At 54.3% G+C, this 21764-nt stretch carries 19 protein-coding genes and 1 tRNA gene; 8 read left to right on the top strand and 12 right to left on the bottom strand.

The genetic code is table 11. The features are described 5' to 3' along the window. Positions 1–13: 13 nt before the first annotated feature. The 3 genes from OSH03_RS22090 to OSH03_RS15805 form a co-directional block, all read right to left on the bottom strand. Entirely contained in the window at positions 14–1612 is a 1599-nt protein-coding gene (locus tag OSH03_RS22090; RefSeq protein ID WP_277614662.1) for a glycosyl hydrolase family 18 protein, read from the bottom strand. Positions 1613–1760: 148 nt separating this feature from the next. Next, positions 1761–2240, bottom strand: a complete 480-nt coding sequence (locus tag OSH03_RS15810; RefSeq protein WP_266179544.1) for a hypothetical protein — start codon at positions 2238–2240, stop codon at positions 1761–1763. After that, positions 2210–2947: a winged helix-turn-helix domain-containing protein gene (locus OSH03_RS15805; RefSeq protein ID WP_061099142.1), complete on the bottom strand. Its 738-nt coding sequence runs from the start codon at positions 2945–2947 to the stop codon at positions 2210–2212. The genes OSH03_RS15810 and OSH03_RS15805 overlap by 31 nt, the downstream gene beginning before the upstream one ends. Before the next feature lie 537 nt (positions 2948–3484). Here OSH03_RS15805 and OSH03_RS15800 point away from each other — a divergent pair. The 3 genes from OSH03_RS15800 to OSH03_RS15790 all read left to right on the top strand — a co-directional run bounded on the left by OSH03_RS15800 (position 3485) and on the right by OSH03_RS15790 (position 8187). Continuing rightward, entirely contained in the window at positions 3485–4081 is a 597-nt protein-coding gene (locus tag OSH03_RS15800; RefSeq protein WP_266179543.1) for a response regulator, read from the top strand. 2 nt (positions 4082–4083) lie between these two features. After that, complete coding sequence (locus OSH03_RS15795) at positions 4084–7416, top strand: ATP-binding protein (protein WP_266179542.1); 3333 nt, start codon at positions 4084–4086, stop codon at positions 7414–7416. An 84-nt stretch (positions 7417–7500) separates the two neighbouring features. Continuing rightward, a complete protein-coding gene (locus OSH03_RS15790; RefSeq protein WP_266179541.1) occupies positions 7501–8187 on the top strand; it encodes a LuxR C-terminal-related transcriptional regulator in 687 nt (228 codons plus the stop codon). A gap of 78 nt (positions 8188–8265) precedes the next feature. On the opposite strand, the gene OSH03_RS15785 is transcribed toward OSH03_RS15790, so the two are convergent. Both OSH03_RS15785 and OSH03_RS15780 read right to left on the bottom strand, forming a co-directional pair. Then, positions 8266–10212, bottom strand: a complete 1947-nt coding sequence (locus OSH03_RS15785) for a TonB-dependent copper receptor (protein ID WP_266179540.1) — start codon at positions 10210–10212, stop codon at positions 8266–8268. Between the two features lie 144 nt (positions 10213–10356). Then, positions 10357–11271: a LysR family transcriptional regulator gene (locus OSH03_RS15780; protein ID WP_061099145.1), complete on the bottom strand. Its 915-nt coding sequence runs from the start codon at positions 11269–11271 to the stop codon at positions 10357–10359. Positions 11272–11372: 101 nt separating this feature from the next. Between OSH03_RS15780 and OSH03_RS15775 the strand changes: the two genes are divergently transcribed. After that, positions 11373–12305, top strand: a complete 933-nt coding sequence (locus OSH03_RS15775; protein WP_266179538.1) for a DMT family transporter — start codon at positions 11373–11375, stop codon at positions 12303–12305. 37 nt (positions 12306–12342) lie between these two features. Here the strand turns inward: OSH03_RS15775 and OSH03_RS15770 are convergent. Both OSH03_RS15770 and dnaQ read right to left on the bottom strand, forming a co-directional pair. Continuing rightward, a tRNA-Asp gene (locus tag OSH03_RS15770) sits at positions 12343–12419 on the bottom strand. 132 nt (positions 12420–12551) lie between these two features. Continuing rightward, positions 12552–13283 (bottom strand): DNA polymerase III subunit epsilon, encoded by a 732-nt coding sequence (gene dnaQ / locus OSH03_RS15765; RefSeq protein WP_266179537.1) that lies wholly within the window; start codon positions 13281–13283, stop codon positions 12552–12554. 64 nt (positions 13284–13347) lie between these two features. On the opposite strand from dnaQ, the gene rnhA reads away from it, so the two are divergent. Then, the gene (gene rnhA, locus OSH03_RS15760) at positions 13348–13815 is read left to right on the top strand and encodes a ribonuclease HI (RefSeq protein WP_028015610.1); all 468 of its coding nucleotides are present in this window, start codon (positions 13348–13350) and stop codon (positions 13813–13815) included. Here the strand turns inward: rnhA and OSH03_RS15755 are convergent, their stop codons facing one another. Beyond that, positions 13816–14532, bottom strand: a complete 717-nt coding sequence (locus OSH03_RS15755; RefSeq protein ID WP_028015609.1) for a class I SAM-dependent methyltransferase — start codon at positions 14530–14532, stop codon at positions 13816–13818. 32 nt (positions 14533–14564) lie between these two features. Here OSH03_RS15755 and gloB point away from each other — a divergent pair, with 32 nt between their 5' ends. Then, entirely contained in the window at positions 14565–15323 is a 759-nt protein-coding gene (gene gloB / locus OSH03_RS15750) for a hydroxyacylglutathione hydrolase (RefSeq protein WP_061099149.1), read from the top strand. A 68-nt stretch (positions 15324–15391) separates the two neighbouring features. After that, positions 15392–16756 (top strand): murein transglycosylase D, encoded by a 1365-nt coding sequence (gene mltD / locus OSH03_RS15745; protein WP_061099150.1) that lies wholly within the window; start codon positions 15392–15394, stop codon positions 16754–16756. A gap of 52 nt (positions 16757–16808) precedes the next feature. Here mltD and OSH03_RS15740 read toward each other — a convergent pair whose 3' ends face one another. From OSH03_RS15740 to OSH03_RS15730, 3 genes are all read right to left on the bottom strand, one after another. Further along, positions 16809–17582: a class I SAM-dependent methyltransferase gene (locus tag OSH03_RS15740; protein WP_266179536.1), complete on the bottom strand. Its 774-nt coding sequence runs from the start codon at positions 17580–17582 to the stop codon at positions 16809–16811. Between the two features lie 76 nt (positions 17583–17658). Further along, positions 17659–18459, bottom strand: coding sequence for an endonuclease/exonuclease/phosphatase family protein (locus OSH03_RS15735; RefSeq protein ID WP_061099701.1), 801 nt, complete (start codon positions 18457–18459; stop codon positions 17659–17661). Positions 18460–18595: 136 nt separating this feature from the next. Beyond that, positions 18596–19771: an MFS transporter gene (locus tag OSH03_RS15730; protein ID WP_266179535.1), complete on the bottom strand. Its 1176-nt coding sequence runs from the start codon at positions 19769–19771 to the stop codon at positions 18596–18598. 104 nt (positions 19772–19875) lie between these two features. Between OSH03_RS15730 and yafC the strand changes: the two genes are divergently transcribed. After that, positions 19876–20781 carry a DNA-binding transcriptional regulator YafC gene (gene yafC, locus OSH03_RS15725; protein WP_061099153.1) on the top strand — a complete coding sequence of 302 codons (906 nt, stop codon included), beginning with the start codon at positions 19876–19878 and terminating at the stop codon, positions 20779–20781. A gap of 29 nt (positions 20782–20810) precedes the next feature. On the opposite strand, the gene dkgB is transcribed toward yafC, so the two are convergent. Then, the gene (dkgB, locus tag OSH03_RS15720) at positions 20811–21614 is read right to left on the bottom strand and encodes a 2,5-didehydrogluconate reductase DkgB (protein ID WP_028015602.1); all 804 of its coding nucleotides are present in this window, start codon (positions 21612–21614) and stop codon (positions 20811–20813) included. Positions 21615–21764: the final 150 nt, after the last annotated feature.

Below are 21764 nucleotides of genomic sequence, written 5' to 3'. Positions count from 1 at the left end.
CTAAAAAAAGAGGTTATTCAGCTACCCACAAGTTTTGGGCCCGATCCGGCGACCAATGGCTGGCACCTGTATGGCCAATCTGGCAGCGGTAAACTTTGCCCTCATATAAAACTTTATCCCCTACGGCATAGAGTTTGCCCGGCATGAATGCGGTAACGTCGCCGTCCTGGCCGCCCTCTTCGCCTCCGCTATCGTCATTATCGGGCACGGTAACGTTGACCGGCTGGCTCGGCGTAGCGAAGTTGTTGGCTGCATCATAGGCGATGACCGTATAGCGATAGCTCATGCCCGGCTGGGTTTGGGTGTCGGTAAAGTTGAGTTCATGGGTATCGCCGATCTTTTCCAGACCGCGCCAGACGGCATACCCCGCCACGCCGGTATTATCCTTAGCTGGCAGCCAGCTGAGCGAAACATCCTGCCCATTCAGAGTGGCCTGGACGCCCTGCACCTGTGTTGGCGCCTGAGTATCCGTTTCGTCGCCCCCACCGGGCAGGCTGCCATCAAGGATGCTCTGGTAACGGTTCAGGAATTCATAGCCGTAATGTTGGCCATTTTTAGTGTTGCCATTATCCCAGTTGACTGACCAGGTCATGAGCCCTTTTACCGCCTCATTTTTCGCTTCGAGGCGCGAAAGCGCGTTAAAGACACTCTGCGCGTCTCTCACATAGCCGGTTCCTGCCGCATCCGCATTAGCCGGGAGACCAATCACCAGCTTGTTCGCCGGGATCTTCACATAACCGCGCGTCCCGTTTGCCAGGCTGTCGGTGAGGTAGTAAAGGAAAAGCTCTTTTTGACGGTCGCTGTAGCCCGTACCCCATTCCTGAGGCAGCCACCACTCGCCCACTTCGGCCTTCTCTTCAGGCGTCATCATATTCACGCCGTCGCCCGCCTGGTTGTAATACTGTGGAGCGATAAAGTCATACACGCCCTCAAGATTTTGCAGGTAGGCTTTGTAGTTCACCCCGCGATCGGACTGAAGATAAGGGAACTCTGGCGCCATGCTGATGATGAAGTGTTTGCCCTGCTGCTGATAATGGGCGCGCACCATTTTCAGCGCCGCCGGGATCACCGTACTGTTGTCAGCCGCGGCAATGGCCGTCTGCTCCAGGTCGATATCAAGACCATCAAAACCATAGCGATCGGTCAGGCGAATAATCTCCGCCGCAAGCGCTTCAGTCTGGTCTTTGTTCAATGCAATATGCGCGTCAGCGCCGCCCAGTGAAATCAGCACCGCGCGCCCCTGCTCGTTCAGCTCTGCAACCTGAGCGCGGAACGCTTCATCACTCGCGTTGTAGGGTTTGAAGGTAGGGATCTCACCCTGCCCATCCATGACTTTCATGAATGCAACGCTGATGACGTTGTAGCCTTTCGGCACTTCACGCAGCGACATATCAGAAGGTAAGCCTCCCTGATAGCCGCGCGCTTTGTCTATCTCTTCCGGGTTGATCCCCCAGTTGTGCCAATAACCTACGAGAATTTTTTTCTGACTGATATCCGGCATCTGTGAGGCGGCGTCGGTTGCGGCTGCATGGCTAAACGTGCTGACCAGCATTCCGCTTAACGCCAGCCCCGCGGCGATAGCGCTCAGAGATATTTTATTTTTCTTTAACATGGGAGATATCCTGCTCCAGGTTTAATAATGAAATCCTGTCCCGCAAGATAGGATATTCATCTCCCTGAAAACAGGAGAACAGCTCACTGCAGCAGCAGATTTAAAACTCGCCAGCCTGGATATGTCTTATAATAAAATTATCGTGAGATTATTTATACTCACACATTGCTACCCAGTTATCATTAATTTTCATCAGCCAGCTATCTTTATTAATCGGTTTGAATAACAGATTAATATACTGATCGTCTTCACTTATCAGAAAGGTCTTCTCCGGAAGCTGATCGCCAACGGCAATTTTTAATTCTGCCACCCGGCCATTGATGACGCTTCCCTTCTGTGTCACCGATTTTAACTGCAGGGTTCGGTTGAATACCCGATTTCCGGCCTCATCGGTTTTTACACCAAATAACGTTAGCCTGTGCAGTTTGGGCCACCAGGTGATCACACCATTAAACTGGTAATGCTGCAGGCTTTCATCAATAAATTTGCCGTTACGTATGACGCTGCTGCAGGGCTCGGCGGGCACTTTTCTGCTCTCCAGGTAGTTGCTGGTCAGGTAAGCCAGCGCGCCACCCAGCGAAACGCTGATGCAAACCATCAGTATGACGAATAGTATTCGTAACCGCATTTTCCCTCCTGAGATAGTTCGCCTTCACATTGCGCAACGAACACTTTTGGACCGTTCGACGCGATGTAAACGTTATTGATGCCCGCCGGCAGGGCATGCCGCTTTCTCGCCAGCGCCTGCCGATCGACGCTGCGCAGCGAAGAGAGATGAAACATGACGCCATCTACGTAGATATTTTCCTGAAAGGCCTGCGGCGTGTCCGCCGTGCAGACCACCACCAGCGTTGGAAGGATGATCAACAAGCTGCACAGCGCCGCCAGCAGAGCCCCGTATTGACGTGAGGGCGTTTTCAATGGCTCCGCCGTGATAGCAGGCAACGACGGGCAATCGACGGGAGTGGGACAAGACGCGTTATCTGGCTCTTCTGGCGGGCAAGCTACCTCACTGTCCTGCGTTTCGCAGGGGGCCAGTACTACACCATACCGGGGAATAGTTTTGATGATCGAGCCCGGCAGGCCGGCATTTTGCAGCTTGCGGCGCAGCATTTTTATAAGCTGGTGATAACTGGATTCGCTAACAATCATGCCCTGGTTGAGCCAGATCTCTTCAAATATGGTCTCTTTTTTACATTTGCCGCTGAGGATCAACTCCAGCAAACGACGCTCGTTGGGCGTCAGATGTATATCGCCATGATCCACGGTTGCCAGAGATGATTTTTCCGGTACGAACGTTACTGACGCTGAAAGAGAGATTTCTTCGTTATTCACGGGTAGGTCCTGGATAATAAAATTACAGCGTTTACATTGTTATGACGAAAAAGTGCAGATATTAACAGTTACATCTCTGTTATCTAATTCAGGCACAAATTAACAACATATCCCTATAAATGATAGTACCTTCGCCTTTTGCACTATTTACCGTCCTGATTTTTCCACAACCAATTCATGATTTCAGAAAGTTTATTCTGAGTAACGCCTGAGTAATACCTGATATTCAACCTGAACAATAAGGAATTCCTTTCCGTACCTGAGAAATATCGCCCTCCATGCCGCTATTTCGTGATAAATAACAAACCATTCAGCTGCTCCGAAAAAAATCTATTTCGTAGAATGTGAAAACGTCGTTACTTTACCTTTCGGTTTTCCATCAGGATCGGCTGATGCTCCCCCAGCAACTATACAGCCCACCACTTTTTAGCTACTCTTTTTCACCTCACTCTGCTCTACACTGTAAGAGTGATGCTAAAGCGCCATTCGCTAAGATGTGCGGAGAACACCTGTCTTTTCCTTGCCGGATCGGATGTCATGCTAAAAACAGTTCTGATTGCCGACGACCACCCCGTCTATTTATTAGGCTTGCGCACATTGCTGCAGACGCGCCCGGACCATTATCGGGTCGTTCACGAAGCGCTCAGTGCTGATGAACTCATGAATAAACTGGCGAGCGAGCCTGTCGATATCATCATCACCGATCTGAGTATGCCCGGCACGCGCAGCCCGGACGGATTAACCATGATCCGCTCGCTGATTCGCCATTATCCACAGAGCATGATTGTGGTGGTCACCATGATCACCAATCCTGAGCTTCTGGACTCGCTGCGTCGCAGCGGGGTGCATGCCGTTCTCAACAAGGCCAGTTTGTCCAACAATTTGCTGCAGACGCTGCGCAGCACCCTGCGGGGGCAAATCGAGCCGGTGAAGCCTCAGGCACAGTTGACCGAACGGGAAACAGAAGTGCTGCGCCTGCTGGTGCGCGGTTTCACCGTGAACGAGATCAGCGCCCAGCTAAACCGGACGAAGCAGACCATCAGTACGCAAAAAAAGAGTGCCATGAGCAAACTCAACGCCAGGAATGATTTCGAGCTTCTCCAGTGCGCGCAAAGTCTGGGACTGGTTAGCTGAGCATGCGCAGAGGCTGGCTGGCGATATTATTTATTCTCATGCTGATAAGCGGGCACGCGGCGGCCAGCGTGCTGCGCGTGGGCCTGCTGAGCGCCGCGCCGCCTTTTCTCGCTGTCGACCGGCCGCCGGGGATTCTGGATGATGAGCTCAGCATATTGTTTAGCAATATGACGCTGCCGGACGTCCAGAGTTTTAGCGACCCGGCAACGGCGCTGGATGCGTTGAAGCGAAAGCGCATCGATGTATTAATTGCCGCCCGGCGTCCTGCTGCCGATCTGGTGGCCAGCGAGCCAATGCTCGCTTTCCCGCTGGCGTCCCTGAGCATAAAAGAGGGACGCGGCGGTACGCTGTGCTTTCCTGAATTACCGTCAGAGGTCGCGACCCGCTGCTCTGCGACAGGTTCAGCCTCGCCGGGGGAAAACGTCAGGCAGCTGGCAGCAGGGAAAGCGCGGGAATTCATCGCTCCGGAGTTTGTTTTACGTAACTGGCTGACCCACTCCCCCGCCACCACGCTGGCCCTGACGCCGCTGGATGATGCTCCCCCGCTACATTTTCGCGCCTGGGCTCTGCCCGAGCAGGCAAACACGCTGGAAATATTCAACGAGCGTATTCACACCCTTAACCCGGAAGACGCTGAATGGCTGGAACAAAAGTGGCTTTTGCCGGACGGCAGCGTCTTTGACGCCCGCCATTCCCCCGTGAAGGAAAATGCGCCCAAAATCGCGCTGCACGTTTTGCTTCCCGCCATTTCTCCGCCAATGGTCACGCTCACGGCGGACGGCCGTATTCAGGGCGTATGGCGCGATCTGCTGCTCGATCTGTTTCCGTCCAACCTGTATAGCCTGACCTTCAACCTTGATGCGCCTCCGCTGCAGTATGCGGATAACACGTTGCGCATAGTCGCCAGCGCGACGCCACCGTCAAAGAGTGCCATCACGTTTGACTCGCTGAGCTGGGCCCTGCTCACTGAGGACAGCAACCCGCTTTCCGGCTCCTTGTCCGCATTACAGCATAAGCGGATTGCCGTCATGCGCATCTCACCGCTCGTCACGTTACTGCGCCAGGTGTTACCTGCGGATAACCTGGTGCTGGTTAACTCTCTCGAACAAGGCTTTGAGTTGCTTAAAGCCGGAGGCGCGGACGGGCTTGCGGGCGATGCGTTTATACTCCATCACCTGCTGCGCCAGCACAACGCCAGCAATCTGTCGCTGACGCCGCTGGCGCTGCCGGAAGTGCCGCTATGGTTTGTACCAAATATTTCTGACCCGGCGGATGCCAAAAGGGTGAATGCGGTCATGGCGTCCGTAACGCAGGCTGATATCTACGCGAGCCTTAATCTGCCGCAGCCCGCACAGACGACAACCACCGCCCCGGTGCAATCGCTATGGCTGGTCATGCTCGCCGTGGTGGCGATTTGCGCGGCATTAGTCGCCCTGCTGACCTTTAGCGCCGCGCAGAGCCAGCGGCGCCAGCGCGAGCGGGACACGGCAGAATTGCACAACGCGCTCTCCCTCTGGCAAACCCTGATGAACAATGTCCCGGTGCCGCTGTTTGTCTGCGATCCGGCCGGGCGGCTGACGCGCTATAACGACTCCTTTATTCACTCACCGTTGCTCACGGCACTGCCGGAAGAGGGCACTCCCTTTTCCAGCCTGCCTCTGGGCGAGCTTGCCCAACAATTTACGTTGCCGCATCGCCTCTCGCTGCTCCATGCCGCGTCGCCGTTAACGGGTGAAACCACTCAGAACACTTCCACCCTTTACTGGTGGCTTTGCCGCTATACCGATACGCGGGGGCGGCCTCAGGGCGTGGTCGGGGGCTGGATCGATATCACTGAAAAAGCCGCGCTGACCGCTGCGCTCAATCAGGCGCTGGCGCAGGCGGAGCAGGCCAGCACTGAGAAATCGAACTTCCTCGCCCGCATGAGCCATGACATTCGCACGCCGCTCAACGCCATGCTGGGCCTGCTGGAGATGGAGCGCGACAAAAGCGAATCACTTAACATCGCTTGGCAGGCAGCCGGGTCATTGCGCGACGTGATTGGCGGCGTACTGGATTTGTCGCGCATTGAAGCAGGCGAGCTAAGGCTGGAGCCACAGGCCTGGCCCCTGTGGCAGACGCTCAACGCCAGCGCGGAGATTTTTGCCAGCAGCGCCAACGCTAAAGGCCTCCACTGGCGCAGCGAGTTGAACGTGCCGCACGACGGCTGGTTCATGTTCGATAAAGCACGGCTGAATCAGGTCATCGCCAATCTGTTGGGCAACGCCATTAAATATACGCCGCAGGGAGAAATTGTTTTTCACGCCCAGCTCAACGGTGAACATTTGCAGCTGTTGATTCGCGACACTGGCATCGGTATCCCGGCCGATGCCCTTCCACACCTCGGCCAGCCGTGGTTTCAGACTGACAGCAGCACGCCGCAAAGCAGCGGGCTGGGCCTGGCGATCTGTTATCAGCTAGTCGAGCTGATGGGAGGCGTTCTGACGATAGCCAGCGAAGCGGGGAGCGGTACGCAGGTGACGGTGAGCATACCGCTTCACGTCGCCAGCACGGCGGCAACGGCCGATGAGACACCTGTTATAACCCCCCTGCCACCGCATCGCATTATGATCGTTGACGATTTTCCGGCTAACCTGACGGTGCTGGCGCTTCAGCTGCAGGAGCTGGGTCAGGAGGTTATTCCCTGCGCCAGCGCTGGCGAAGCGCTTGCGCGCCTGGAAAACGAGCCGGTTGATATCCTGATAACCGACTGCCAGATGGCCCTCATGGACGGCTACCAACTTACATCGTTAATACTCCTGCGCGATATTGCAGGCAGTATCACCGCGCCGGCCGCTATTCTTGGTTATACCGCCAGCGCGCTGCAGAGTGAGGACGATCGGGCAAAACATGCCGGAATGGACGCACTATTGCGAAAACCGCTCTCCCTCAATGCCCTGCACCAGGCGCTGGCGCAGCATCACAGCCTGCGCAAACAGGTGCCTGACCTCAGCGAACTCCGGCGTCTGGCCAACGGTCAACCGGAGATCATGGCCCTGATGCGCCAGCAAATGCGCGAAGCCATTACCCTTGATATACGCCAGCTACGGGAAAACACCCCTTCACCGCATACGTTAAGCCAGCTTGCGCATCGTCTGAAGGCCTCCTGGAGCCTCTTTGCCATGCGCAACGCCACCCGGACCTGTCAGGCGATTGAAGTGTTGCCGGAGATGCTGGCGGCAGGGGTAATAACGCCTGAAGCCCTGCCTGCGCTGACATCGCGTTTCTGCGCGCGCATGGAAGCGAATCTGCAGCAACTCGATACCGCACTGAAGGAATTATCTGACAAGTACTAAAGAATGCTCTGCACAGGATCTGTATCTTTCTGGTCATCCGGCGGCGTTATCCCTACCGTCGCCCGCATTTTCGAAGGAGAAACCATGAAAGTTCGTATCGCTATTGCCGATGAGCACACCATTATCCGTCGTGGCGTCTTATCCATGATCACCAATATGCCCTCTCTTTTCAGCGACGGCTCCCCCCGCCCGGAGTTTTGCATCCAGGGCGATACGGCATCACCATCTGAGCTGCTTTCACTGCTATCCCAACAGCCTGTCGACATTCTGTTCCTTGGCTTTTCGCTTGCCACCAGCCAAACCGTTAACCCGCTCAACGGAATGGACGGCGTATTGCTGATTAAATGGCTCAGCCGTAAATATCCGCAGCTTAAAATCATTGTACTTTCGCCCTACAAAAACACGCAGCTTATCCGCATGTCGCTGGAGGCAGGCGCCAAAGCCTATATTAGTCGGGATACCTGTGAGAAAACCCTGAGCAGAACGCTGACGTCAGTGATTAATGGGGAAGTCTATATTGAGCGCGAGCTGATGCATTCCCTGTTCCAGACCGGCGCGCAAACGGAGCAGGAGCTCTCGCCCCGTGAAATTGATGTATTGCGTATGCTCTGCAAAGGGATGAGCCTGACCGAGATCGCCAGACAGCTGCATTTGAGTAATAAAACCGTCAGCGCCCATAAACTGCGCGCGATGGAAAAGCTGGGGGTAAACAGCGACTGTCAGCTCTATTGCCTGCTTGCGAAAACGCAAATGTTCGATATTGCTATCTGAAATAAAAAAACCGCCTGTAAACAGGCGGTAGAGGCAAACATACGCCTCAACGGTCGCTCTCAGCAATGACGCTCAGGATCAGAAATGGTATGTCATAGCCAGCCACCAGACGCGCCCCGGTTCAGGGATTTGCTGATTTGCGGCGTATCCGAACTGGCTGGCCCCCGCCAGGTTGAGGTGCTCGCTGTAGTACTTATTGAACAGATTCTCAATACCCACGCGGGACTCAAAATGGTCGTTAAATGTGTAGCCCGCGCTCCACGAAAGCACGGCAAACCCCGCGCTCGGGCCGAGATCCTGGCCGGTGACGTTACCTTTGTTTTGCGCCACGCGATGCTGCGGCGCAACCACACGCCACAGTAACCCGGTGCGCCACTGTTGTCCGGTATAGTCCAGCGCCAGCCGCCCTTCGAGCGGCGGCATCTGCGGCAGCGGCTGTTTATCGCTACGATTCTCGCCCCAGGCGTAGCTCAGGCTTCCCGTCAGCGCCCAGCCGGGCGTCAGGCTCCAGCTTGCGCCCGTCTCCGCGCCCATTACGGCGGCATTGACGTTGCTGGCCTGCGACGGCGTGCGGCTATAATCAAACAAAATGTAATCGGCAGTCCGCCCGACATAGGCCGATGCCCAGGCGCTGACCTTGTCGCCGTGTAACTGCACGCCGCTGTCCCATTGCAGGGTCTTTTCTGTTTTCAGCTGACGAAAGCTTTGTTCTCCGGCTTTACCGGAAAAAAGCTCCCAGTAATCAGGAAAACGTTCGGTATAACCGATGCCGCTATAAAGCATGACGGGTGCGTCAGGTACGCGATACTCATAGCGCGTGAACACGCCGGGCAGAAGGTCGTGCCGGGAGCTATTTTGCTCGCTGCGCCGATCGTCCACGCGGAGGCTATCCAGTCTCGCACCCACGATGATCGTGTCGTCTGCCGTGACGGACTGGCGCCATTCGCTAAACAAACCCGCCTGAGTAAAACGGGCATCGTCACGCCACGATCCGGCGCTTTTTTTACGATGGCTTTTACGCATTACGTCCGCGCCGGCGGTAAGCGTGGTGGTTTCATCTTCCCACATGCCGGCAAGGCGGCTGCCCATCACCACGCCGCCAACTTCAGACTTACGCTTCGGTCCAACGGGCTGACGCAGGCTGTAGTTATCCATGATGTGGTCAGTATCATTGGCATAGAGCTGCCAGCTAAGTTTGCTGACGTGCTCGCTCAGGTGATACTTCTCCAGTTTTAACGCCGCGCTTTTACGGGCAAAGCGGCTACCATCCATCATCCGACCCGCATAGCGGGCTTTACCGTCGCTGGCCCCCACGCTTAGCTCCGCCAGCGTGTCCTCATCAGGCGTGAGCCCTACCGTGACGCCGCTGTTCCATCTGCGCCACAGGCCGGGCACGCGGTTGCCGTGACCATCCCGGTAGTCATCCGCCTCCGAATGATTACCGTCCAGGCGGACGTAGCCGCGCGGGTCGCCAAACGCGAGATTAAGGTTTTGATCCGCGCGTCCGTTAGCGCCCCGCAGCAGCTCAGCGCTGCCTTTTAGCTCAGGGACGCTGAAGTAGTCCGGCTGGCGTTCAAAAAGCAATGTTCCGGCGGACCCCATTGGCCCCCAGAGCACGCTTTGTGGACCTTTAATGACGGTTATCGTGTCGTAACTTTGCGGCGTGATATAGGCCGTTGGGGTATCCATGCGCGAGCCACAGCCCCCCTGAGTGCTGACGCCGTCTGCAAGCAGCGTCAGCCGGGAGCCGAACATCCCGCGCAACACCGGATCGCCGTTACTCCCGCCGCTGCGCAGCACGGAAAAACCCGGGATGTTTTTTAGCGCGCCCGCACCGTCGCTGGCAGGCAATTGTTGTGCTGGAGTATGAGCCGGAGCGATAAATGACGCGGGATCGCGATAGTGCCCCTCAACGGTCATCGACTCTTCAGCGTATGCCGGCAAAGCGGTGGCACAGCTGAGAGCCAACAAGAGTGGACGGGAGGCGAGCAGGGAACGAATGCCGCTCGCGGTGATACCAGACATAACACAATTCCGTTTCGGTAAAGAAAATAAGCAAGGCGCTTATTGTCTTCATCCCCTGCAGCGGAATACACGACCTGCGGGCAAGAAGGCCCTCAGGGAAATCAGGAAATATCTGGCGGATAACGGAAATCTCAGGGGCGCGGTTCAGAGCGCTTCGCCCAGGCGTGCCGTTTGCTGTCGTAAAAAATCCATCAACCGCAAACAGGCCGGAGAGAGCGGCTGCCCGGCGTTTTTGACAATGCCCACATCCATATAGGTGATACAGTCGTCAATGGTGCGCCGGATCACGCGCTGACCGCTGAGCGCCCACGGGCGATAGACCAGATCGGATAAAATCGTCACCCCCTTTCCCTGCGCGACCAGACTTCGAATCGCCTCAAAGGAGTTGGTGCGAAAATGAATGTCAGGATGACAGCCCCGGCTTTGCCAGTAGTCGGATATCACATCGGGATAGTCGTCCGTCACCAGCAACAGGAAGGGCACCTTTTCCACCTCTTTTAACCGAAGCTCCGGCAGGCTGAGGAGAGGATGGCCGATGGCGGTCCATAACCGGCGCGGCGAACGGATCCACGTTTCGACCTCAAGCGTACTATCGTGGCTGATATTGGAGGTCAGCAAAAGACAAAAATCGAGATCACCCTGACGCAAGGCCTGAAGCAGCTGTGATGCGGGTGCCTCATGAAACGCCGTCTCCAGCAGCGGAAAACGCTGCGCGATATCGCCCCAGAGATTCGGCAGCAGATAAGCGGAAAGGGTTTCGGCAATACCGATGCGCACGACGCCGTTAATCGCCTCAGGCTGTTGATGGAGATCCTCCACCGCCGCGCGGCTATCGTGGAGGATCTTGCGGGCATGGTTGAGAAATCGCTCGCCCACGGGCGTTAACTGGATCCCTTTTGCATGGCGGATAAAGAGAGGGGCATTCACCGCCTCCTCCAGATTACGCATAGAGACCGTCATGGAAGATTGCGATATATGACAACGGCTGGCCGCTTTGGAAATTTGTAGTGTTTCCGCTAACGCAATGTAGAACTCAAGTTGCCTGAGAGTAAACTTCATAGTTTCAGCCAATACCGTGAGATGAAAATATTATATTAGCATTTAATTCTGCACCGGCAGTACCCTAAAGGCAGACAAAACGTTTATTATCAGGAGCCTCTATGCCCTATTTTTTACTCAGTCTCGCGGCCTGTTTTTGGGGGGGTAATTATGTCGTCGGTCATTTACTGGTGGCGCATGCAGACCCGATTATATTATCCGCCGCACGCTGGATACTGACGGCACTTCTTTTATCTATGCTTTATATCAGGCAGATTCGCGCCCAGTGGCCGATCATGAAAAAAGCAAAAGGTACGATTATATTTCTTGCGCTTTGCGGACAGGTTATGTTCCCGCTCACGCTCTATATCGGCCTGCAATATACTTCATCTCTTAATGCAGCTATTTATTTATCCACCACGCCAGCCCTGGTTTTATTGATAAATAAGCTGGTGTTTAAAGAGAAAATATCGGTGCAGAATATTGCCGGCGTTGTTCTCAGTTCATTGGGCGTCGTCTGGCTGGTAATGCAGGGCGATCTGCTGCATCTGGATACGCTTAAAAATCTGAATCGCGGTGATATCTGGACCATGGGTTCTGCCGCCAGCTGGGCCGTTTATTGTGCCTTCTTGCGGATGAAGCCGAACAACGTCGGTGGGAACGCCTTTGTGGCCGTGAGCGCCATCTTCGGTGCCCTGGTGTTGTTACCGGTACTGGCGATAACGTTGATAAAGACCGGCTTACCTGACTGGGCGGCCTATACCGCGCCGGGCTTTTTAAGCGGCCTGCTGTACCTGGTGGTCTTTCCTTCCTGGCTCTCTTACGTGCTGTGGAATAAAGGCATAGCGGCTATTGGTGCAACCCGCGGGGAGATTTATTCCCACCTTATTCCGCTGAGCGGCGGTCTGTTCAGCGTGATGTTCCTGCACGTTACGTTGCATTCGTATCATCTGGTCAGCACGGTACTGATTCTGTTTGGCATTGCCCTCTGCTCTCGCGCCTCGCAAAGGAAAGTCGTGAAGATTGAAAGCGCAGACGAAAAAGTACAGATATGAAAAAGGCCCACGTTATAAATAACGTGGGCCTGAATAGTGGCGGAACGGACGGGACTCGAACCCGCGACCCCCTGCGTGACAGGCAGGTATTCTAACCGACTGAACTACCGCTCCACTGTTCCCGCTTGGGGAACGAGGCGCATATTACGGTGTGCCTCCGATCTCGTCAACGCTTTTTCTCACGTTTTGAATCGTTTGCTGCAAAATTCACCCAACCGATGATTTTACAGGCATTGTGACGTTTTTTCAGGCGCGCCACATGCAGCTTCCGCCCTTCTTCTGCACCAGGTCGAGACGGGATTCATGGTTAAGTAGCTCTTCATCACTGGCTAAAACAACCCGCAAGCGGCTTGCCTGGCGGACAACGCGCTGAATGCCCGCTTCGCCCTGCGTCTGCTGTGACTCATTTTCCATGCTGAACTTCATCGACGTCTGTCCGCCGGTCATTGCCAGATAGACGTCGGCCAGGATCTGGGCATCGAGCAATGCCCCGTGCAGCGTTCGCTTGGTGTTGTCTATTTCGTAACGTGAACAGAGTGCATCGAGGCTGTTACGCTTGCCGGGAAACATCTTCCTCGCCAGCGCCAGGCTATCGGTCACTTTGCAAAAGGTGTTTGTTTTCGGAATATCGCGATGGAGCTTACTAAACTCATAGTCCATAAAGCCGATATCGAACGAGGCGTTATGAATGACGAGCTCGGCGCCTTTGATGTATTCCAGAAACTCGTCAGCCACCTCACCAAAGGTCGGTTTATCCAGCAAGAACTCATCGGCAATACCGTGAACGCCGAACGCCTCTGGATCCACCAGCCGATCGGGTTTGAGGTACACGTGGAAGTTGTTCCCCGTGAGACGACGGTTCACCACTTCAACGGCACCGATCTCGATGATCTTGTGCCCTTCGTAGTGCGCGCCGATCTGGTTCATACCGGTGGTTTCGGTATCGAGGACAATCTGGCGAGTAATTGCAGTGCTCATAGCGGTCATTTATGTCAGACTTATCGTTTAACTGAACGTTTCAAATACAGGAAGTCTACCAGAGATGCGTAAACAGGTAGAAATTTTCACCGATGGATCTTGTCTCGGCAACCCAGGACCCGGCGGCTACGGCGCGATTATGCGCTATCGCCAGCATGAAAAAACTTTTAGCGAAGGCTATTTCCTGACCACCAACAACCGTATGGAGTTGATGGCGGCCATTGTGGCGCTGGAAGCCTTAAAAGAACACTGCGACGTGGTGCTGAGTACCGACAGCCAGTACGTGCGCCAGGGCATCACCCAGTGGATCCATAACTGGAAAAAGCGCGGCTGGAAAACAGCGGATAAGAAGCCGGTTAAAAATGTCGATCTCTGGAAGCGTCTGGATGCGGCATTGGGTCAACACCAGATTAAATGGGAATGGGTAAAAGGGCATGCTGGTCACCCTGAGAACGAACGCTGCGACGAACTGGCGCGCGCGGCGGCTTTAAACCCGGCCCATGAGGATGCAGGCTACCAGCCTGAATCCTGATCAGGGCTTTCTGTACTGCCGCGTTGCGCCAACTGTCTGCCGGATAGGCGTTTTCGATTTGCTCTGCTTCATCGGATTAAGCGTAAGGGGGATGGTTCGCTTACGCGCAACGATAAACTGCATGCAGCCTAAGGCGGGCAAATGCGTGCTTAACAGCACTCCCCCCTTCCGCGCCCACGGCAGTACCTGAAAACCGCCGTAGCAGAGCACTTCAAAGTTCAGCAGTGAAAGCCAGTCGAGCTGGCGCATCATGGTGAACATTCGGCTGTTATAGGGTGGCGTTCGGCGCAGCACGGGCACCAGCTTGCGCAGCCCCATCAGGCTCAGCGGATTGAATCCGCTGAGGATCAGCCAGCCGTCGTCAATCAGCACGCGATCGGCTTCACGCAGCATACGGTGAGGATCGCTGCACCAGGGCAACGCGTGTGCAAGAAGGCACGCATCAACGGATTTCTCTGCAAACGGCAGATGCAACGGGTCTGCCTTCACCTGAACCGGCGATCCGCCGAGAGAGACGTTAACCTGATGTGAGATAGCGCAGCTTTCGGTATTGATTTCCGCGCTGAGATTGCCAATCTTAAGCAGGTGAAAGCCATACATTTTCGCGAGCCAGGGCTTCAGCTGCTGCTCCAGTGCTTCGCGATAGTATTCACCCCAGGGCAATTCCGCCCAACGTTCCGGTGCTGCGACAGTCTGAGGTATCCTTGCCGGTTTCATCAAAACACCCGCCACGCTATAAGAGGTAATGTATGAATCTTATCAGTATTCCCGCTTTTGAGGACAATTACATCTGGGTTTTGGTCGATGACGAGCGTCGATGCGTCATTGTCGATCCCGGCGAATCCGCCCCAGTACTGCGCGCCATAAAGGATAACGGCTGGCGGCCTGAAGCCATTCTGTTGACGCATCATCATAACGATCACACTGGCGGCGTGCAGGATCTGCGCGCCCATTTTCCGCATCTTGTGGTTTACGGACCGGCTGAGACACAAAATAAGGGAACGACGCAAGTAGTCGAAGAAGGCGAAAATATCCTCATCCGCGAGTGGGAGTTTTCCGTATTTGCCACACCTGGTCACACTTTGGGACATCTGTGTTTCTACAGCAAGCCTTATCTTTTTTGTGGCGACACCTTGTTTTCCGGCGGCTGCGGAAGACTGTTTGAAGGCACGCCTGAACAGATGTATCAGTCTTTACAAAAGATTAGTGCGTTACCCGATGACACCCTTATTTGTTGCGCCCATGAGTATACATTAGGGAATATGAAGTTTGCTGCAAGCCTCTTACCTGAGGATCGGGCGATTCAGGATTATTATCACAAAGTGAAGGAGTTACGTGCAAAAAACCAAAATACACTGCCCGTAATTCTGAAAAATGAGCGCCGAATTAATTTATTTTTACGAACAGATGATATTGATTTAATTAATAAAATTAACCAAGAAACAAATTTGCAACAACCAGAACAGCGATTTGCATGGTTAAGGTCAAAGAAAGATAACTTCAGATAAATGCGGGTTGCCTTTTCAAAATTTCGCCGTTATCATCGCTCGTCTTTTAAGCAACTATTGACACACACATGAAGGCAAAAGCGATATTACTCGCCTCTGTCCTGCTTGTAGGTTGCCAGTCGCAGAACGGCAGCAACGTACAACAGCATGCACAGAGCCTTTCTGCAGCTGGTCAAGGGGAAGCAGGGAAGTTTACAAGTCAGGCGCGATGGTTGGACGATGGGACATCTTTCGCGCAGGAGCAAGACTTGTGGACCTCTATCGGCGACGAGCTAAAGATGGGAATTCCGGAAAACAGCCGGATTCGCGAACAGAAACAGAAGTATTTAAGAAATAAGAGCTATCTCCACGATGTAACGTTACGGGCAGAGCCGTATATGTACTGGATAGCCGGGCAAGTTAAAAAACGTAACATGCCTATGGAGCTGGTACTCCTACCCATAGTGGAGAGCGCTTTTGACCCACACGCGACGTCTGGCGCCAATGCCGCAGGCATTTGGCAGATCATTCCGAGCACCGGGCGAAACTATGGTCTGAAACAGACCCGCAACTATGATGCGCGTCGCGATGTTGTCGCTTCAACGACAGCCGCTCTCGACATGATGCAACGTCTGAACAAGATGTTTGACGGCGACTGGCTGTTAACGGTCGCAGCGTATAATAGCGGCGAAGGTCGTGTACTGAAGGCAATGAAAGCGAATAAAGCACGGGGTAAATCCACCGATTTTTGGTCGCTCTCACTGCCACAGGAAACGAAGATTTACGTACCGAAAATGCTGGCCTTGAGCGATATTCTCAAGAACAGCAAGCGTTACGGTGTACAACTGCCAACACCAGACGAAAGTCGTGCACTGGCGCGCGTTCGCCTCAGCAATCCGGTTGATATCCAACAGGTTGCTGATATGACGGGTATGTCGGTAAGTAAATTGAAAACCTTTAATGCAGGCGTTAAAGGCTCAACGCTGGGGGCTAGTGGCCCGCAGTATGTAATGGTTCCGCAGAAACATGCTGAGCAGTTACGTGAGTCTTTAGCATCGGGTGAAATTGCCGCCGTTCAGTCAACGCTGATCGCCGATGCTTCATCCGTTAGCAGCCGCAGCTATAAGGTACGTTCAGGTGATACGCTTTCAGGCATTGCCTCACGTCTTGGCGTGACGGCGAAAGATCTGCAGCAGTGGAATAATCTACGCAGCTCTGGGCTGAAAGTGGGTCAGACGTTGACCGTGGGTGCAGGTAGCAGCGCACAGCGTCTCGCCAGCAACAGCGATAGCATTACCTATCGCGTGCGCAAAGGCGATTCACTGTCCAGTATCGCAAAACGACACGGCGTGAACATCAAAGATGTAATGCGCTGGAATAATGATACTGACAATCTGAAACCGGGCGACCAGCTGACGCTGTTTGTGAAGAACAGCGCCACGCCAGATTCCTGATAGCACGATCGAAAGATAAAAAGGCACCGATTCCCCTCGGTGCCTTTTTTGTTTATCCCGCTTTTTGCGCTTCAGCCATGATGGTGTCGCTGGTAAATGAGCCATCCGCCTGCAGTTCAAAGTACGCCTTCACCTCTGCGGACGCACTCTCCTGGTAAAGCCTGATTGCCTGGCTTAACGCCTCCGGGGTACGCATACGGGCGATCCAGGAGCTGAACTCCAGCGGTAAACGGTCCGTTATTAACGAGCGCGCAATCAGCCCGGCTTCAGTGATAAACGATAACCACTCCCCGCTGGCGTAGTTTTGCACGTGCGAGGTGTCGCGCAGCGCTTCGACCGTCTGCAGCCAGATATTACGCACCGGATGTCCGGGAGACATCACATCCATAATGATGAAGGTGCCACCCGGCTTCAGAACTCGTCTGACTTCGCGCAATGCCTGGCCAACGTCATGCCAGTGGTGTGCGGAATAACGGCTGATCGCCACATCAAACGACGCGTCATCAAACGGTAAAGACTCCGCATAGCCCTGCCGCGTATCAATATTGTTCAGCCCTTTCGCTTTCGCCGCCTCAGCAACGACGTCCAGCATCTGGCTCGATAAATCATATGCGGTAACGCGGGCCACCTTCTGCGCAGCCGTAAAGCTGGCGTGCCCAGCCCCACATCCCAGGTCCAGCACGTGTGCCTGCGGGAATGCCGCCAGACGTTCACCGAGACGCACCAGATCGCGACCTGAGGCATGCACGGCGCTGCTCAGATAAGCACTTGCCTGAGAACCAAACTGTTTTTCTACGTTGTCATGATGGGAGTGTGTTGTTGTCATCGTACTGTCCTTTGTTGGTTAAAAATAAAAGGGCAGCACCCGCGCAGGCCTGCCCCACGGCAGACCTGACACACCATTATTTATCAGGCTTGCCGGGACTGAATTCAACTAGTAGAGGGTTGTGATCCGAAGCGCGCGTCACCAGAACGGAGGCGTCGTGCACGTTCAAACCGCGATAGAAGACAAAGTCGAGAGGACGACCAAAAGCTTTTTTACGCTGGTCATCACTGAAGCGAACTTCACGCAGGGACATTTCGCGCGCAAAGCGATACAGCGCATTCATGCGCGGACGGCTCCAGGCATTAAAATCGCCGGCCATGATGATCGGCCCGCTGTGATGCGCAATCTGATCGCCAATGGGAAGTAACTGCTTACTATATACATCCACGCCGAGGCTAAAGTTTACCGCGTGGATATTCACGACCATCAGCATTCGGGTATCCGGCAGCGGATAGACCGTCACCAGCGCGGATTTCGCCAGACGCAGGATAGGTTCGCGCTCGCGGAGCGGGCAACAGTAGACCGGATGTGCAGCAGAAAGCGTCATTACGCCAGAGGGATGCTGCGGCAGGACAAATGCCGGCACCTGGTCGGCGGCAAGGTAGTTAGTGGTGGCAAACCGAACCAGTTCAGGGGTAGTTTGTGCCTCCTGGAGCAAAACCAGGTGGGCATCTTTTCCAAAATTTTTGAGGACCGATAACCACTCCGCACGCTGCTGCTTGAAGATATTCCAGACCAGAACCCGGATTTTATCATCGCTGCTTAACGGTGTGCCGGCGGGTAATGCCTGGCTTATGCTCGCAAACGACCCCGGAGGTAAGATCCTCTCCGCGGGCATTCCGGCAACATAACGCATGGCATAGGTATTTTTTCGCACTTTTGGAAACAGCCCCTGTAACATGAACCAGCCCTGAAAACGGACTGGTTCTAATGTTATAGGGACTTTAGGTCACACTTTCAACGCAATTTCTGAGAAACCGCTTTCCAGTTTTGTAAGCAAGCACTTACTGATATTATCCCAGCGCTACGCGGGCTGGCTTATCGAGGCGTCCACTCAGGCCAATCAGCAGGAAGGCGACCAGGACAATCACCGCACCAATCCATGGGGTCTGGGTTAATCCGAAGTGTTCGACGGTTTGTCCGCCAATAATGGAGCCCAGCGCAATACCAATATTAAAAGCGGCAATATTCAAACCGGATGCCACATCCACCGCATTTGGCGTATAGAGCTCGGCTTTCTGGACAACGTAAACCTGCAGCCCGGGCACATTACCGAAGGCGAAGATCCCCATCACCAGTACCGTGATCAGCGCGGCGTATTGCATTGAAGCCGTGAACTGGAAAATCATCAGCAGAACGACCAGGGCGGCGAAGATAAATTTCAGCGCCGGTACCGCACCATGCTTATCCGCGAGCTTGCCGCCCCAGATATTGCCGATGGCCACAGAAATACCATATCCCAGCAAAATCCAGCTCACGGCATTCGGGGAGAAGCCCGCCAGGTCCTGCATCATCGGCGCCAGGAAGGTGAAGGCGGTGAATACGCCGCCATAGCCCAGAGCCGTAACCGCATAGATGATCAGCAAACGCGGATGGGTAAGCACTTTCAGCTGATCGCGCAGGCTGGCGCCTGCCCGTCCCGGGATATTCGACGGTACCAGCAGCAGGCTGGTCACGAGAGCGATAACGCCCAGTAAGGAGACGGCCAGGAACGTTTCACGCCAGCCGAAATGCTGTCCGATAAACGTTCCCAACGGTACGCCCGTGACCAGCGCGACGGTCAACCCACCGAACATGATAGCGATCGCCGAAGCCGCTTTTTCTTTTGGGACCAGGCTGGTCGCAATAGTGGAACCAATCGAGAAGAACACGCCGTGTGCCAGGCCGGTCAGCAGGCGGGCAATCACCAGCGTGGTGTAGTCCGGTGCCTGCCAGGCCAGAATATTGCCAGCGGTAAACAGCACCATCAGCGCGACTAACAGCTGCTTGCGCGGAAAACGTCCGGTCAGGGCCGTCAGCACCGGCGCGCCGACGGCAACCCCCAGGGCGTAGATGGACACCAGCAATCCGGCTGAGGGCAGCGAGATGGCAAGCTGGTTAGCGATGGTGGGAACCAGTCCCACGATAACAAATTCGGTCGTGCCAATTGCAAAGGCACTGATCGTCAGGGCAAGTAGCGCCAGTGGCATAAAATACTCCGTATCATCAGGATTAAGATGACAGGCAGTATGCGCCAGTGCTTAAATAACAAAAATGGTCAAAATATCAATAGAATTTTGCAGGTGGTGCAACAATGAAAGCAACGTCGGAAGAGCTGACAATCTTTGTCGCCGTCGTCGAAAGCGGCAGCTTTAGCCGCGCAGCCGAGCAGCTGGGACAGGCTAACTCGGCCATAAGCCGTTCGGTGAAAAAGCTGGAGATGAAGCTTGGGGTGAGTCTGCTCAACCGAACGACGCGGCAGCTCAGCCTGACGGAAGAAGGGGAACGTTATTTCCGCCGCGTGCAGTCGGTGCTGCAGGAGATGGCCGCAGCGGAGACGGAGATTATGGAAACCCGCAGCACGCCGCGCGGGTTGCTGCGTATTGATGCAGCCACGCCGGTTGTGCTTCATTTTCTGATGCCGCTAATCAAACCTTTCCGTGAACGCTATCCTGAGATGACGCTCTCTCTGGTCTCGTCCGAGACGTTTATTAACCTCATCGAGCGAAAAGTGGATGTGGCTATCCGGGCGGGAACCCTGACGGATTCCAGCCTGCGGGCCCGCCCGCTGTTTGCCAGCTACCGCAAAATTATCGCGTCGCCACAGTATATTGCTGAACATGGTAAACCGGAGACGGTTGAAGAACTGAAGCAACATCTGTGCCTGGGCTTTACGGAGCCGGTGTCGCTGAACACCTGGCCTGTTGCCTGTCATGATGGCCAGCTTCATGAAATTACCTGCGGGATATCTTCTAACAGCGGAGAAACGCTGAAGCAGCTTTGCCTGGAAGGGAATGGGATCGCCTGCTTGTCAGACTATATGATTGATAAGGAGATAGCGCGGGGTGAACTGGTGGAGCTAATGGCCGATAAACGTCTGCCGGTAGAGATGCCTTTCAGCGCGGTATATTACAGCGACAGAGCGGTGAGTACGCGCATACGCGCCTTTATCGACTTCCTGAGCGAGCATATAAAAACAGCTCCCGGAGGAGCTGTGTGAGGGTTCAGGTTACAGAGGGTGGGACAGACTTAATCCCAGTCAGGGGCTAAACCTTCCGGGCTGACCAGGCGATCGTTGCACTCCAGTGCTGCGATCGCTTTTTTGTCATCGTCATCCAGATGAAGATCGAGCGCTAACAGGTTGCTGGCCAGGTTTTCACGTTTAGTTGATGATGGGATCACGGCATAGCCTTCACCCATTGCCCATGCCAGAATAACCTGCGCGGCAGTCGCGTTATGTTTCTCTGCGATACGGATAATTACCTCATCTTTCAGAGCCTTACCGTAGGCCAGCGTCATGTAAGAGGTAATGTGGATACCGTGCTGCTTTGCCCAATCCACGACTTTGCGGTTTTGCAGGTATGGAGACAGCTCAATCTGGTTGGTCGCAATATTCTCAGCGCCAACAGCGGCAATCGCCTTTTCCATCAGCGGGATGGTGAAGTTGGAAATACCAATTTCACGGGTCAGGCCCTGCTTTTTCGCTTCCAGCAGCGCCTGCATGAACTCTTCCACTGAAACGGCATCGTTCGGTGACGGCCAGTGGATCAGCGTCAGATCGACATAGTCGGTACGCAGTTTCTTCAGGCTCTCTTTCAGGCTTGGGATGAGCTTGTCTTTGCTGAGATTTTCGATCCAGATTTTGGTGGTGATGAACAGCTCATTACGCGGTACACCGCTCTCTTCGAGAGCCTGTCCAACGGCTGCTTCGTTTTCATAGATCTGTGCCGTATCAATTGCGCGATAGCCAAGTTCAAGAGCGGTTTTAACCGATGCGATAACTACGTCGTCTTTCAGGCGGAAGGTGCCCAGACCAAATGCAGGGAGAGTCATATATTCCTCAATCATTATGTTCGTAAACTGAGGAAGATTATCGCTGGCGCAGTTATAGAGAAAAAGATCGCAAAACGCAGAGGATTTTTGCTAATTCAGCAATAATTAAACGATAGATAAGAAAAAAGCCCTGAGCGTTAGCTCAGGGCT

Source organism: Enterobacter nematophilus (assembly GCF_026344075.1).
Lineage (GTDB): Bacteria > Pseudomonadota > Gammaproteobacteria > Enterobacterales > Enterobacteriaceae > Enterobacter > Enterobacter nematophilus.
The sequence above is the reverse complement of the archived record's forward strand: the minus strand, read 5'-3'. Positions and strand labels throughout refer to the sequence as shown.